Origin of the sequence: Chryseobacterium sp. Mn2064, assembly GCF_049319685.1 — a bacterium.
In the GTDB taxonomy this organism is placed as follows: Bacteria; Bacteroidota; Bacteroidia; order Flavobacteriales; family Weeksellaceae; genus Chryseobacterium.
This window is the reverse complement of sequence record NZ_JBMOUE010000002.1, coordinates 1,122,030-1,137,328: the sequence shown is the minus strand read 5'-3', so window position 1 is coordinate 1,137,328 and position 15,299 is coordinate 1,122,030. Positions and strand designations below refer to the sequence as shown.

The 15,299-nt window shown below is 36.2% G+C and carries 14 protein-coding genes and 1 riboswitch; of the genes, 5 read left to right on the top strand and 9 right to left on the bottom strand.

What is annotated here, in order from left to right:
• Positions 1 to 188: 188 nt before the first annotated feature.
• Complete coding sequence (locus ACL9RH_RS12235; protein WP_422693644.1) at positions 189 to 572, bottom strand: winged helix-turn-helix transcriptional regulator; 384 nt, start codon at positions 570 to 572, stop codon at positions 189 to 191.
• A 124-nt stretch (positions 573 to 696) separates the two neighbouring features.
• Between ACL9RH_RS12235 and ACL9RH_RS12230 the strand changes: the two genes are divergently transcribed.
• Positions 697 to 1,707: a zinc-dependent alcohol dehydrogenase family protein gene (locus tag ACL9RH_RS12230; RefSeq protein WP_422693643.1), complete on the top strand. Its 1,011-nt coding sequence runs from the start codon at positions 697 to 699 to the stop codon at positions 1,705 to 1,707.
• Between the two features lie 126 nt (positions 1,708 to 1,833).
• Here ACL9RH_RS12230 and ACL9RH_RS12225 read toward each other — a convergent pair whose 3' ends face one another.
• The 6 genes from ACL9RH_RS12225 to ACL9RH_RS12200 form a co-directional block, all read right to left on the bottom strand.
• Positions 1,834 to 2,382 carry a hypothetical protein gene (locus ACL9RH_RS12225; protein WP_422693642.1) on the bottom strand — a complete coding sequence of 183 codons (549 nt, stop codon included), beginning with the start codon at positions 2,380 to 2,382 and terminating at the stop codon, positions 1,834 to 1,836.
• Between the two features lie 121 nt (positions 2,383 to 2,503).
• Entirely contained in the window at positions 2,504 to 3,664 is a 1,161-nt protein-coding gene (locus ACL9RH_RS12220; RefSeq protein WP_422693641.1) for a tetratricopeptide repeat protein, read from the bottom strand.
• A gap of 8 nt (positions 3,665 to 3,672) precedes the next feature.
• Complete coding sequence (locus tag ACL9RH_RS12215; RefSeq protein ID WP_422693640.1) at positions 3,673 to 3,933, bottom strand: hypothetical protein; 261 nt, start codon at positions 3,931 to 3,933, stop codon at positions 3,673 to 3,675.
• A 154-nt stretch (positions 3,934 to 4,087) separates the two neighbouring features.
• On the bottom strand, positions 4,088 to 4,624 hold the full coding sequence (locus tag ACL9RH_RS12210; protein WP_422693639.1) for a GNAT family N-acetyltransferase: 537 nt from the start codon (positions 4,622 to 4,624) through the stop codon (positions 4,088 to 4,090).
• Between the two features lie 15 nt (positions 4,625 to 4,639).
• On the bottom strand, positions 4,640 to 5,032 hold the full coding sequence (locus ACL9RH_RS12205) for a VOC family protein (RefSeq protein WP_422693638.1): 393 nt from the start codon (positions 5,030 to 5,032) through the stop codon (positions 4,640 to 4,642).
• Positions 5,033 to 5,071: 39 nt separating this feature from the next.
• Entirely contained in the window at positions 5,072 to 5,857 is a 786-nt protein-coding gene (locus tag ACL9RH_RS12200) for a hypothetical protein (RefSeq protein ID WP_422693637.1), read from the bottom strand.
• A gap of 104 nt (positions 5,858 to 5,961) precedes the next feature.
• On the opposite strand from ACL9RH_RS12200, the gene pafA reads away from it, so the two are divergent.
• On the top strand, positions 5,962 to 7,608 hold the full coding sequence (gene pafA / locus ACL9RH_RS12195) for an alkaline phosphatase PafA (RefSeq protein WP_422693636.1): 1,647 nt from the start codon (positions 5,962 to 5,964) through the stop codon (positions 7,606 to 7,608).
• A gap of 67 nt (positions 7,609 to 7,675) precedes the next feature.
• Here pafA and ACL9RH_RS12190 read toward each other — a convergent pair whose 3' ends face one another.
• Positions 7,676 to 8,806: a tetratricopeptide repeat protein gene (locus ACL9RH_RS12190; RefSeq protein WP_422693635.1), complete on the bottom strand. Its 1,131-nt coding sequence runs from the start codon at positions 8,804 to 8,806 to the stop codon at positions 7,676 to 7,678.
• Positions 8,803 to 10,440: a helix-turn-helix domain-containing protein gene (locus tag ACL9RH_RS12185; protein ID WP_422693634.1), complete on the bottom strand. Its 1,638-nt coding sequence runs from the start codon at positions 10,438 to 10,440 to the stop codon at positions 8,803 to 8,805. Before ACL9RH_RS12185 ends, ACL9RH_RS12190 begins: the two co-directional genes overlap by 4 nt.
• Before the next feature lie 182 nt (positions 10,441 to 10,622).
• Here ACL9RH_RS12185 and ACL9RH_RS12180 point away from each other — a divergent pair, with 182 nt between their 5' ends.
• The 3 genes from ACL9RH_RS12180 (at position 10,623) to ACL9RH_RS12170 (ending at position 15,195) form a co-directional block, all read left to right on the top strand.
• Positions 10,623 to 11,918 (top strand): T9SS type A sorting domain-containing protein, encoded by a 1,296-nt coding sequence (locus ACL9RH_RS12180; RefSeq protein WP_422693633.1) that lies wholly within the window; start codon positions 10,623 to 10,625, stop codon positions 11,916 to 11,918.
• Positions 11,919 to 12,086: 168 nt separating this feature from the next.
• A riboswitch (cobalamin riboswitch) is annotated at positions 12,087 to 12,263 on the top strand.
• A 33-nt stretch (positions 12,264 to 12,296) separates the two neighbouring features.
• A complete protein-coding gene (locus tag ACL9RH_RS12175) occupies positions 12,297 to 14,123 on the top strand; it encodes a TonB-dependent receptor plug domain-containing protein (protein WP_422693632.1) in 1,827 nt (608 codons plus the stop codon).
• 19 nt (positions 14,124 to 14,142) lie between these two features.
• Positions 14,143 to 15,195 carry a hypothetical protein gene (locus ACL9RH_RS12170; RefSeq protein WP_422693631.1) on the top strand — a complete coding sequence of 351 codons (1,053 nt, stop codon included), beginning with the start codon at positions 14,143 to 14,145 and terminating at the stop codon, positions 15,193 to 15,195.
• Positions 15,196 to 15,299 lie beyond the last annotated feature (104 nt).

The window sequence follows — 15,299 nt, the reverse complement described above, 5'->3', positions numbered from 1 at the left end:
GCGGGTAGAGACACTTTATGAAGTGCTTAAAGGTTGTTATATAAAGAATAGAGGTATTTTATAAATCTTTGGTAATGGGGATATATTTGAGCGCGGCCTACGGCCGCGCTCAAATATATCTAGGAATGGTAAAACAAGACTTTCGTCATTTTTCTTCTAAGTATATAGGCTATTAAAGAAGCTCATTTTTATTTCATAGATCCCGGAAGTATTCTGACTTCATAAGGTATGTTATCTTTCCCCCAACTGCAGAGCTGGTGCATCACTTTTGTTAGCTCCGATCCGCTTGGTGTAATATGATATTCTACTTTTAGAGGAACTTCGTTGAATATTTTCTTGGTGATCAGATTCGATTTTACCAATTCGTTGAGGACTGAAGAGAGTACGTTATCTGAAATTCCTACTAACGTTTCTTTCAATTGGGAGAATCGGGAAACATCATGAGTGATCAATAGCAATACTTCCGCAACCCATCGTTTGCCAATGATCTTTAATACTTTGTTCAGGGTACATCTGTCATCCAGGTAATGTTCGTTGATCGTATTGGTAGAACTCAGCTTTTTTTTACTCATACTCATTTATTTATTAGTAGCTCACAATGGGCTGTAGATTATTTCCTGTACTCTTTTCACCATACATTTGTATCATAAAATTACGGCTTTTAGTTTATAGTTTAACAATTTTAAAATAAGTACAATGAAAGCATATCAGGTAAGCAAAGATTACAGTATATCTTCTCTGGAGCTGGTGGATACCTCTTATCCAAAGCTTTTGCCCAATCAGGTATTAGTGAAAATGAAGGCGAATTCTCTCAATTATAGAGATCTGATGGTGGTAACAGGTTATTCTTCCTGGAAACCTCCGGTGGGGAGAGTTCCGGTTTCTGATGGAGTAGGTGTTGTTGTAGAAAAGGGAAGTGAGGTCACTAGTTTAACTGTTAATGACAGGGTTGCCGGATTATTTTTACCCAAATGGATAGATGGAAAGCTGACTGATGAAAAGGTTGGTGGCTCTCTTGGGGGAGCAAAAACAGATGGTCTGTTACAGGAATACGCTGTATTTAATGAAAGCGAAGTGATTAAGGTTCCAGACTTTTTAAGTGATGAGGAAGCTGCAACGTTACCGTGTGCGGGACTTACTGCCTGGCATGGCGTGATTGAAAAAGGAGATCTTAAACCGGGGAGTATCGTGCTTATTCAGGGTACGGGAGGGGTTTCTTTATTTTCTGCTCAGTTTGCTTTAATGGCTGGTGCTGAAGTAATTTTATTATCGAGTAGTGATGAGAAGCTGGCTTTGGGTAAAAAGATGGGAGTTAAACATCTTATCAATTATCGTCAGGTTCCGGCTTGGGAAAAGAATATTATGGAGATTACCGCTGGAAGAGGGGTAGATCATATTGTGGAAGTGGTAGGAGGAAGTAATATTAACCGGTCTATGAATGTAATTGCTCTCGACGGTACTATTGCTGTTATTGGTTTGATCGGCGGCTTGAGTGCAGAACTGGATACTGTAAAAATCATGTCCAGACAAATCAGAATGCAGGGAATAGAAGTAGGGTCTAAAGAAATGTTTTCTCGTATGAACCAAGCGCTTCAAAATTATCAAATACATCCCATCATAGATCAGGTATATCCATTTGAAGAGGCAAAATCAGCCTTTCATCATCTTGAAAAAGGAGCAACAGGTAAAATTGCAATACAATATTAATTTTTGTGACCAGTAGAAATTCATTAGTATCAATGAAAAAGAACAGGTCATCATAAGGTCACCTGTTCTTTACTTATAATCGAAAATCTGAGTTATTGATGAACTTCTAAGACTTATTTTGGTCTTTTATGCTACCTTGTTCTTCGGAATCCTGATCAGAAGAATGATGATCCAAAGCTGCAGAAGAGTCTGTATAATACTGATAATTCCCAACAGAGGATAAAAAGCCAGATTAGCCAGCATGGAAGGAATACCGAAAAGCCCCAGTATAAAAGTGACAATAAGAATATATTTCGCTATTTCATTGCCTTTACCTATAAGATATCCCATTCCAAAAATAAACGCTAAGGTTGCCATTCCAATGAAAATAGCCATTCCGGAACTGAACTGTTCATAATTTAAGATTATGCTTCCAATTCCTAATGCCCCACACAAATACATGATTTGAGAAGCTCTGGTATGATTGGGGTGTATGACGATTGTTTTCTCTTTATTGATGTCTGTTGTTCTGGAGGTAATATCTGTCAATTCTTCATCAGAAAATTTTCTGCCTCTTGCTTGTAGAATTTCATATGCAAACTGAACGGCCTGTGGTACAAATTCAGATCCCGGTTTAATATATTTTTCAAGTTCCTGACTGGACATTTTTTCCAGAACACTTTTTTTAGTATCCATACGTATTGTAAGTCTCTTTTTTCTGCGAAATTAATGAAATGGTCTAACTAGGAGTTAGATTTGTGTAGATTGTTTTTTAATAGAATGCTTCATTTTTATATTTTGAAGTCAAAGTTTTTATTTATCTGATTCTTACCTGATCAGACAGATACACATTGTCTTTGTTTATTTTAAGAAGATTCGCGTCTTTAGTATACCAATCTACAAATTTGTCATATTCTGTTGTATTCTGGGTTTGCCATTCTTTAAAAGCGTTTTGATCTCCTATCTGAAAAATGTAATGATTGTAAGCATTGAATACATGTTGGTCTTCCATCATTTTATGATAGCTTAATAATATATTGGGAGGGTAATTATCTTTCTTAAAATATTCTTCTATAAATTTCCTTCTGATTGAAGATAAAGTTTCCAGATTAATTTCTTTTTGACCTATAGAAGCCAGCGCGAAGTTGGCCGCGAAAGTAATACAGAATGGGATTGTTTTATTTTTATTATACTTTTCAGCATCTATTACAGCTTCACAAAAATCAATACTTGTGTTTTCAGCATTGAAGTGTACCGCTTTTTTATAAGTATCATATAGCAGTTCACTCATTTTCTGAGATCGGGAAGTGGTTCGCTCAAGGTTTAGAAAGATTTCACCATAGATAAGACCATATAAAACATCTTTAGAATTCAGATATAATTGAGAAACTCTATAGTAATTTGAGGGATACATTGGTTCTGCTTTTATTCCCTTTTCATAGAGTTCTACAGCGTCTTTAAGTTTGCCCTGAGATTCCAGAGCGATGCCTTTTTCGAGGTGTAATCTTCCGGAAGCAGGAAATTTTTTTAATCCTTCATCATAAGCTTGTATGGCCTGAGCAGTATTGCCGGACTCATCATACGTATTGCCAAGAAGTGCATAATAATAGTCATTGATATCTGGGGACGTTTTTATTTTTTCCAGTTCGGAGATGGCGTTTTTGTAGTCTGTTTTTCGGGTATAAGCTAAGGCGATTTCGTAAGGGTAAGTGTAATCTTTCGGATCTTTTTTCTCACAATCTCTCAAAATAAGAATAGCCTGATCATATTTTTCTTCATCGATCAGCTTAACAGCATCATGTACTTCCTTACATTTAAATGTTTTCTGCTGGGCATTTATTACTGAGAATACAGACAATGCAGCGATGCTATAGATTGTTCTTACCATAAGTTCTCTGGGATTAGTTTTGTTGCAAATATGCATCTTTCTACCTGAAATAAAAAGAGCGGTCATAAAACCGCCCCATGTATCTAACAATATTTTTTTTATCCATAAACACAGCCACATCCTGTTTCCCATTCCTGGCAGAAACGCATAGGCTCATTACAGAAGCCGCCACCGCCGCCTCCAGGGTTACCTCCTCCGCCATTGCCCCCTCCGGAGGAGGTGTAGCAGGTACCATTACTACAATAATATGAACCTGGTACCGGAGGACAATATCCGTCGGCAGTACAAATGGCATATGCACTGTCACCGCCGCTGATCAACACGAGTTGCCTTCTTTTTAATTTTTTTAAATTTTTCATAGTAAATGATTTTTAATTTGCTGATTACTAATGTAAAAAAATCTTAAGACACTTGCAAGTGTTTAATTGAGAGTTGTTTGGATGACGAGTTGATCTTTAATCCTTTATGAACTTTTATTCTTTCGCTTTCAATGAGAATTTTCGTCCCTAATAGCTAGTCCAGATCTAAGGTCATGAAAAGAGCAATTTCTTCGGAATGATTGTAGAGTCTCGTATTTAGACCAGTAATGTTGAACCCCATTCTTCTGTAAAACTGAATCGCAGGGTAGTTGGTGTTCTGGGTTTCAAGCTCAATGACTCTGCAATTCAATTTTCTGGCTTCTTTAATGATGTTTTTGATCAGCATGATTCCAATTCCTTCTCTTCTGTATTTTTCGTCTACCAGAATATTTTCAATATAAAAACTGTTGTTCCATACTCTATGCTCACTGATGATCCAGCCAGCCAGTTTGTCATCTTTATAAGCACCAAAAGAATTTCCTTTTTCAATGAGACTGTTAAGTTCTTCCAGTTCCTCAGGACTGTTTTTCCATGTTTTGCTGTATGGTAAAGATTTTTCTTTTAAAATAAATTCAAAAGAACCTGCAAACTCAATGGATGAAACCGAATAGATCTTCTCTGTTACATAGCCATTATGGCCCCAATGCAGGCTGGGATCAATGGATAGTTTTTCTAGTTTTCTTATTTCCACAATGCAGTTTTTGAATCATTGAATTTCTGTACAGATTTCTACCAGATATTGATCCAGATCCTTGATATAAGCTGTTGTTTGTCCCCATGGTTTTACTGTAATATCTTCGTAAAGAACAGCTCCGTTTTCAATGGATTTTTCTACCAAAGCTTTTACATCATCCGTTACAAATCCCAGTTCTATTCCGAAAGGTTTAGCACTTTCTTTTGACGCTAAAAAGCCTTCCTTTATATTGGAGCTGGCTAAGCTTATGGAGGCAAATGATAAGGTTGTTTCTCCGGTAATCAGTTCTCCGTAATCTTTTTCGGGAGTGATGAATTTGATCTCGGTGTTGAATGTATTCTTATAAAAATTCATAGATTTTTCTACATCTTCTACATATAAAATAACATATTTGAATTTGATCATACTGTCTGTTTTAATACTAATTATTGAATTTAAATGGTTTTATGGTGCTATAATATACTCTTCATCTATCATCAGTTCTACATAAGTACCATTGCGTGGATAGTAGGTGAGACCTTCAAGATGACCGAAGTTAAGCTGTGAATATTTTTCTGTGAGCTGTCTTATTTTACTCCCGAAAGCATTAATGTGAACCTGTTGAACAGAATCGTTTTGTTGTCTGCCATTGGTAAAAAACAGCATGAGATTACAATGATCTTTGAAATCACAATCGTGATAATAAAATACATGGAGATTCTCTTCCCTGCAGATTTCAGCTACATCTCTGATCAGGTTTTTTTTATCATGTAAAGGCAGATTACAGTCAATTCTTATCGAATAATTTTCCGCATTGTGCTTTTTAAAACTGGAACCAACCATTTGAATAAAACGGTGTTCTATACTTTCAAAAGCTTCTTTTTCCGGGCGGTACAGCGTATTGGAAATAGGTTTAAAAGATACATTAGAATCCAATGGTACTGCCTTTTCAAGGATGAGTAGTTTTTCTATTTCCAGAGCAAATTGAAAATAATAGTCAAACAAAAGATGATCTCCTAAACTGATGATCAACTGATTTTCATTGCTGCTAAGTTGTAGGTAAGTACTTTTGAATTGGGTTTTGAGGGTTTCCAGTTTCGAAATAACGTTTTCAATATGATCAACCTGAACTCTTGCAATCAGCTCAGCATCGTTGTCGGCATGACCCCCATAGCCTTTAAAGAAATTAAAAAACTTAAAATGATATAAATCTTCCGGAAATTTGAAATACCAATATACACCTAAAATCATGGTTTGTTGGATTGATGAATTGCATAAAACTCAAATTTAAATAAAATTTCACACTTCAAAACTTTCAAAACCCTTAAATTTGTATCCAATAAAAATTTACTTGGATGCTTAGGAACATTTCAATTGCGGCAGCTACTTTCCTGTCCGTAATTACAATTAATGCGCAGAAGAACAAAAATACCCAACTGGAAAGACCGAAACTGGTAGTAGGTTTAGTCGTAGATCAGATGCGTTGGGATTATTTATACCGTTTTTACGGTAAGTATGGAAATGATGGTTTCAAAAGGCTTTTGAATACCGGATATTCTTTGAATAACGTGCATATTCCTTATGTTCCTACGATTACCGCGCTAGGGCATACGTGTATCTATACAGGTTCTGTTCCGGCCATTCACGGGATTGCAGGGAACGACTGGACAGACAAGGAAACGGGTAAAGGAGTATACTGTACTGCAGATGAAAGCGTTCAGCCTGTAGGAACTACAAATGCTAAAACCGGAAGCCACTCTCCGAAGAACCTTTGGTCTACAACGGTTACCGACGAGCTAAGACTGGCAACCAACTTCCAGGGAAAAGTAGTAGGAGTTTCTTTGAAAGACCGTGCTTCTATTCTTCCGGCGGGACACACTCCAAACGGAGCTTTCTGGTTTGATGACAGCACCGGAAACTTCATTACCAGTACATGGTATATGAATGATCTTCCTCAATGGGTAAAATCATTCAACTCTCAGAATTTACCGGAAAAATTGGTAGCAAACGGTTGGAATACATTACTTCCAATCAACGAGTATACAGAAAGTGCTCCAGACAACTCACCATGGGAAGGACTGTTGGGAAGTGCGAAAACGCCTACGTTCCCGTACAGTAATTTAGCAGCGGATTACCAGGCTAAAAGAGATAATATCCGTTACACCCCTTTCGGAAATACTTTGACATTGAAATTGGCAGAGGCTTCTGTGGAAGGTGAAAAACTGGGTGGAGATAATATTACAGACTTCTTGGCCATCAATCTGGCTTCAACGGATTATGCAGGACATAAATTCGGACCTAATTCTATTGAAGTAGAAGATGTTTACATCAGATTAGATCAGGATTTGGCAGAATTCTTCAAATATCTGGATTCAAAAGTAGGTAAAGGGGAATATACTGTTTTCCTTTCTGCGGACCATGGTGGCGCACACTCTGTAGGATTTCTGAAAGAACATAAGATCCCGACTGGTTTCTTTGGTGAAGGAGCAGAGAAAAACCTTAATCAAAAGCTGAAAGAGAAATTCGGAGCTGATAAACTGATTAATGCGATTGATAATTATCAGATCTATTTCGATAGAAAAGTATTGGCAGACAGTAAGCTTGAACTGGATGATGTAAGAAACTTCGCCGTGAAAGAGCTGGAAAAAGATCCAACAGTTCTATATGCTGTTTCTGTAGATAAAGTTCAGGAGTCAAGCATTCCGGAGCCTATCAAACAAAGAATTATCAACGGAATCAACAGACAGAGAAGTGGTGATATTCAATTGATCTCTCACGACTCTATGCTTCCTCCATATTCTAAAACAGGAACTACCCACAGTGTATGGAATTCTTACGATTCTCACATTCCATTAATCTTTATGGGTTGGGGCGTGAAACAAGGAGAAAGCAATAAGGCATATAACATGACCGATATTGCTCCTACCGTTTCTTCATTACTGAAAATTCAGTTCCCGAGTGGAAATGTAGGAAACCCTATTACTGAAGTTATTGGTAAATAAATAGAACATTTTATACATCATAAAAAAAACATTCCGCAACCCGGAATGTTTTTTTATTGTAAGCTAATCAGGAATTTCTGATGATGTGCTGTATTCTTTTTTGGAACATTTTATTCTGCTTTCTTATTTTGATGATGCAATAGGAGAGAAGAGTGATAAGAATACTCCCTATGATCATAGAGATCATTTGGATATTGTTGTAGTAAGATTTTAGCGCTTCACCTTTGACAAGAGTTTCTTTATTATGTTCATTGATGACATGATTGATAGAAACCAATTCGTTTTGCTTTCTCTGAAAGCGCATTTCAAAAAACTTTTTGTTATATAGCTGGAAAGAATCCTGTTTCCCAATAGCCAGATAATTGTCTGCCATTTCTTTGTAGATTCCTTCATTCAGGGTAATATCTCCCGTATTTTTAGAAAGAGCCTCAGCTTTTGTCAAAAAATCCAGCGCTGCCTTATTTTTGTGCTGTTGTTTGTAGAGTTCTGCCATTCCTTTCAGGGCGAATGCTTCCAGACTTTTAGCATGATTTCTGTGGGCATAATCTATCGACTGTAAAAACGACTGTTGGGCTTTGTCAATTTGATTGAGATTAAGATAGCAGTAGCCAATATTATAATAAACCACACTCATATTGGAGTAAGCGGTTCTTTTTAAAGGTACTTTTTCAAAATTCTGTATCGAAATCAAAAACTTTTCCAGAGCAATCTCAGAATTGGACTGGCTTTTATAGATCATTCCTCTGATGGCATAGCTTCTGGCTGTTTCACCATATTTTTCAGAACTATGTTCAGGTAATTTTTTCAGATAGAGAGCAGCTTCATTCAATGTTTCAAGGCTCTTGCTGAATAGTTCCATTTGTTGATACTGTATAGCAGCGGCAATAAGGACGCTTACCTGGCTTTTGGTGTCGTTGGTTTTCTGTGAAAGTTCTTTAGCTTTTAAAATATATTTTAAAGATTCATCAAAGTTTCTCTTGGCAATATTAGCCGTAGAAAGCAGCATATAAATATCAATAGTAGTTTTGATGGTATGCTCTTTTTTTAAGAGCTGTTTTCCAATGGCAATGGTACGGTCGGGATTGTCATAAATTTGAAGACGGGCTTTTCTGATCAGAGCACTATCTGAGATATTCTGAGCTTTTATGGTAAAAAAGGGTAATAGAACCAGGAACAGTATTTTAAAAAAGATATTCATAAGGTTTTGCTTTTACTGATTTCCTGAATATAAGTGTTGGGAGACATTCCGGTAACCGATTTGAAAACCGTTGTGAATGCGCTGTGTGATGAAAAACCTGCATATTCCGCAAGATAGCTTACTTTATAATTGAGGAAAGTAGGGTCATTCTTTAATAGCTGAGCAATGTGGTTGATTCTTAGTTTGTTAATGTAACCATTGAAGTTTTTTTCCTTATTATTATTGATAATTTCAGACAGGTATTTTGTATTCACTTCCATCTGTGAAGAAAGCATCGATAGTGACATGCTTTTATTAAGATATCGGTCTGACAGTTCAAATTCTTCAAGTTTTTGTAGAATTTCATCTTCCTTTTCCTTTGATATTCTGGGAGCTCCAGGCTCTTTTGTTGTAATTTTTTCAGGATCAGAAGAGTTTTTAGATACAATAGGGATTGAAGGCGGTTTTATATTCTGTCTTTCAAAGAAATCGAATTGTTTCTTTAAGTCCTTATTTTTATTTTTTTCGACAATAAAATAAACAAGCAATCCTATAACGATAAGGGACAAAAAGATCATTAAAGGGAGTAGGGTTCTAAGCGAGGTTTGCTTTTGAAATTCAATGCTTTTGTTCTGATTATTTTCTACAAGCTTTACAATATAACGTATTCCTTCTTTTGTGCTGGAATCCGTTTTTGTTTTCAAATCATTGTATAATTTGTAGTATTGATGGTATTTTGTATCATCATGAAGCGCAAAATAATTTCTGGATAATGATTCGTACAATTTAATTTTCAGATTATTGAAAGGAAGGTCTTCCACCAATGAAAGCCCGATTTCCAACTGCTGAATAGCTGTTTTGTAATCCTGTTTCAAAAAATAATACTGGGAAATATTTTCATAGGCCAAACCCAGCAAAAACGGCTGACTTTTCTGATTGTTAAGTTCTTGGATGATATTTTCTATCAGTACTTTATATTCAGACAGTCTGTTTTGCTTCATCCAATAAAAAGAACGGAAAATCCTGTTTTCCATCGCAATTATTTTATTTTCTTCATTATGATGATCCAGATACCGATCACTTTTGTCAAGGTCTTTTAAGGCTGAAGAATAATCTTTATTAATTCCAAAATTCAGGGCTTGCAGCTGATAGAGTTTTGCGGTGGTAATCCTGAGTTTAAGATCACTGCTTTTGAGGAGTTTCTGCTCCGAAAGAAGGTTGGTTATAATTTTTTTTGACTGATTGTACAGCCCAAGGTTTTGGTACTGATCTGCAAGATTATAAGCACTGAAGACCTGCATAAAGTAAGAAAGCTTCCGGTTCTGGTCGGAATCTTCTTTTTGTGAGAACGTATTCACAGACTGTACATAATCTCCTTTCATCGCAAAAGCCTGAGAAATGATGTTCTGAAGTACGATCTGGTGCTCTGAATCCTGATCATTTACAAGTATTCCCTGAGCATAGCTGATGCATTCGTCTGAGTTTTGGTAGAGCTTCTGAAACGCTTTATCTGATAAAATACTGAAGTCCTGGCTTAGCTGCCCATTCATAGTAACAGACCAAAATGCGAGTATCAACAGTAGAATTTTCCCCTTATTTTCAATTGCGTCTATAAATAATAAATTGTTTTTTGTGTTTTTTTGAATGATTTTCATGAAATCCATCTTCAAAATGAGGTTTTGTTATATGTTTGATTATTAGGTTTTTAAAATTTAAATTCTTTTAAAATTCACGAATTGTGAAAGTCAATTTCTTTTTGTTAGGTAAATATAATATTAATATTGTTTTCGCTAAATCAAAATACTAAATATAACAATATATGAAAAACTTTTACAAAATGTCAATAAAAGTAGTAGCGTTCTGTTTCTTCTTAAAAGGTGGGATGGCAGAAGCTCAGCTTACTGTAATGGGACTTGGTAATTATAATGTAGGGGCAGTATCCAATAATGGTGTTGTAAGTATGCATACCAGTGCGGGCGCTATATTTAAATGGTCTGCTGCTGGTGGATTGGTGCAGATCGGTTCCATATCAAACGGATATCCGGCCTCAGGAAAAACCGTAGTTTCTAATGACGGAACCAAAATAGCATCTACGATTACAAATTCTGCTACGGGTTTTAATGAAATATCAACGTATGATATTACCAATTCTACCTGGACGAACAGAGGCGGTCTTGTTCCAACAGGCTGGGATGGTAGTGTAAGTTCTACTTGGGGAATGTCGATAGATGGAAATACCATTGTAGGTTTAGGATACCTTACGGCAGCCAATGCTCATGCCGTAAAGTGGGATGCGGTAAGCGGAGTCATCGATTTAGGCAGTATGGTTACTGGAAGAAGCTCCAGAGCAAATGCAATAAATGCTGCAGGGACAGTAGTTGTGGGATGGCAGGATGAGGCAACAGGAACAAGAAGCGGTGCTAAATGGATAGATGGAGTAGAAAGTTTTATTACAGATAACAATGGCAATAATGTAGGAGAAGCAGGAGGTGTTTCTGTAGACGGAAATACAATAATAGGAGCGGCAACTCCTAATCCTTACGTATGGAATACAGTGACCGGACTTACCTATATCACGCATCCTAATGCTTCATTCAGTTTTAAAGGAGGAGCGACTGGAATTTCGGCGGACGGATCTACCGTGATCGGTTTTTACAGAGCATTTGGGGCTCCTCCAATGTCAGGGGAAGGCTTTATCTGGACTCAGGCCGGAGGTCGTATTAATCTGAACGATTATGCCACATCATTAGGAATAGCAACCAACGGTGTTACTATGGGACTTCCTTTGGCAATTTCTCAGGATGGAAAGAAGATAGCAGGGGTTGGTACTAATGCTTCCAATCAGATTGTTGGGTTTTACCTTGATCTTTCAGAGTTTTTATCTGTGAATGATATTGTTAAAGAGAAAGCTGTTGCAGGCATCTATCCAAATCCTGTTTCAGATATTTTATACATCAGAGGAACAGAGAAAATTGAAAAAGCAACAATCTATAATATGGTAGGGCAAATCGTGAAAACTTTCACTTCTGTCCATAATCAGATTGATGTTTCATCTTTATCTAAAGGAAATTATATCCTTCAGTATTCTTTGAAAGAGGGAACAATGGAATCTTATAAATTCATTAAAAAATAAATTCGGATATAGTTTTAATTCATATCATCAATAGTAAAAGTGGGATTTTACATGGCTGTTTTCGATATTGAAAACAGCCATTTTTCTATATGATGTTGAGACGGAATGAAGGGATAATAAAAGTATTGATCAGGATCTCAGGGCCTTTGGCCAATAGATATAAAAAGCTATCTTTGCAAGAAATTTGGTTTCCAGTATATTGGAATGAAAAGGGAATCGGGTGTAACTCCCGGACTGTCCCCGCAACTGTAAATCGCAACAAAAGTTTCTGCAAACAACCACTGTATACCACGGGAAGGTGCAGAATGCGAAAGTCAGGAGACCTGCCAGAATGATAATCATAAAAAAATATTGCTTTCGGAGGAAAAGTGAATTAATATGGATATAAAAAGATCTTTAGTACTGCTTTTTTCATCGTATGGCTGTTTTCTTTTCGGGCAAGAGAAAGTTATTGATACGATTTACATCTTCGATAATCAGATGAATAGAGTGAAGCTCTTCCATCCTGTGAAAACTATTTCTCCCGAAGATACTGAGAAAAATTCCACCAATCTTTCCGAACTGCTGAGGTTTCAGTCCCAGGTTTATATTAAGGAAAATGGCCGTGGTGCTGTTTCTTCACCGTCTTTCAGGGGAACTACTGCACAGCAGACCGCCTTTGTATGGAACGGAATTAATATCAATTCTAATTTTTTAGGACAGGGAGATATCAACAATATGCCTTTGTTCGGATATGATCAGATTGGAATAAAAGCAGGTGGTGGAAGTGTCATCTACGGAAGTGGAGCAGTGGGCGGGAGTATTCATATGAATAATACCCTGGATTTTAATAAAGGGTTCCATGGTTCATTATTTTCAGAAGTTGCTTCTTTTAATACTTTTAATAACTTTCTTAAAGGTTCTTACAGCAATGATAAGTTCAGCTTTAAAGCTTCAGGAAATTATTCTGTAAGTGAAAACGATTATAAAGTAAGTGATCTGAACTACATCAACAGAAACGGAAACTATTACAATACATCCTTCAACGTAGGGGCTTCCTATAAAATAACCAACGAGCACAAGGTATCGTGGCAAAGTCAGTTTTTTGACTCTTCGCAGCATTACCCAGTATACGAAGAAACAGCAACAAAGACAAAGTATAAAACGCAAAGTGTAAGAAGTCTCATTGCCTGGGACTGGAATAAAGCAAAATTCAGCAACGCATTCAAAGCAGCATATACCGAGGAGAATTTCCAGTATTATGGAGATTTAAATCTTCCTAAATCCAGTGGTGGTACAGGGAAGAATTATATTATAAAAAATGATTTCAATTATTTCCTGAATTCAAAATGGAATGTGAACCTTATTGGAGAATTTCAGGTGAATAAAGGAGAAGGTTACAAAAGCGGAATAACAGATGTAAGCAGAAATATAGGCTCTGTTTCTGCCTTATTGAGGTATTTTGCAACGAAGGATCTGCGCTTTGAAGGTGGATTCAAAAAAGATTTCGTAGAAGATATCAATTCTCCGGTTTTGTACTCATTTTCCGGAAAATGGAACACTTCAAAATGGTATAATGTAGGAATCAATTTGTCTAAAAATTTCAGATATCCCTCATTTAATGATATCTATTACGAACCGGGAGGAAATAAAGATCTGAGACCGGAAACATCTGTTCAGATAGACATGAACCATGAATTTAAAGCAGGAAGTTTTAAACTGAATGTGTCTCCTTACTTTTTGGAAGGAACTGATCTTATTGTATGGATGCCAACAGCTCTGGGATATTGGCAGGCTTTTAATGTCAACAAAACAGAGTCTTACGGATTGGAGTCTCAGCTGTCTTTTAATAAACAATTTGGGAACCATAAAATAGGAGTAAGTGCAGGATATTATTATACCAAATCAATTGATAAGGAATCTAAGAAACAATTAGCATATATTCCAATGCACCGTGGAACAGCCAATTTGGATTATGAATATGGTTTTATCAAATTGTATGCTCAGGCACTTGTAAACGGCCTTACTTATACAGGAACAGATGAAAAAAGAGATACGGCAATAGATCCTTATTTTATATTAAATACAGGAATTTCAGCAACAGTTTCAAAGAAATATACTCTAGGTGTTAAAGTGAATAATATAACAAACACTTATTACAAAACGGTTTCTTTTTATCCTTTACCTAAAAGAAATTATGGAGTATATGCAGCGATTAATTTTTAAAAACTAAAATTAATATATTATGAGAGTAACTAGAATTTTAACAGTACTATTTGCATTTGTACTATTATTTAACATTTCGTGTAGCAATGATGATAGCATAGAAATATCACCTATCACTTACCAGAATGGATATTTAATTTCCAATGAAGGAAAGTTTACCTCTTATGGAGCTAACGTAATGTTCATTACAAGAGATTTAGGTCTGATGCAGTATAATATCTATGCTTATAATAACAATAATGAGATTTTGGGAGATGTTCTTCAGACAATTGGTCTGGACGGAAACAAGGCATATCTTGTGATGAACAATTCTAATAAAATTGTAGTAGTAGATCGTTATACTTTTAAGAAATTAGGGACCATCACAGACCAGATCAACAACCCAAGAGGGATTACCTTTGCGAACGGATTTATTTATGTTGCTAATATGAATTTTTCTTCAGGCGCTAAAAGTGTAACAAAATATAAAATTTCTGACCTTTCATTGGTGAAGAAAACCGATTTTACTGAAAATATAGATACTGTTGTACAAGCCGGAGGAAATGTATTTGTACAGAATGCTACATTTGGATCAGGAAATAAAGTAACTTATATCAATACAGCGACTGATACTATGACGCCGATCACTGTTCCGAATGGTGATATCAACAGAATTGTGTCAGATAATACGAATGTATATACTATTTCTTCAACAACTACAGATTCTTATATCTATAAGATTTCCAGCACGGGTACTATTACACCTGTTATTACTTTAACAGGAATTCCTAATGCTACGAATCTTCAGATCGATAATGGTAAATTCTATTTCAGCTCAGGAGCTAAAGTATATGCTACAAGTGTAGCCACTCCTACTGTTCCTACCACTGCTTTATTAACAACTTCAGATGGAGCAGATATTGGCTTTACGTTATACGGCTTTAATGTTGTTGATGGAAGAATCTTTACTTCTGATGTTAAAAAATTTGGGGCAGAAAGTGAAATGACGGTATATTCTGCAGCGAATGGAAGCAAGATCTATTCTTTCAAAACAGGAGGTCTAGGAGCCAATGGAGCCTATGTAAATCCATAATGCACTAAACAGCATATGAAAATATAATTTTTTATTTTTTTTCATCATTTGTGTTTTTTGTCCGGGCGGTTTCTTCGAAACCGCCCGGGTTTGTTTTTATAGAA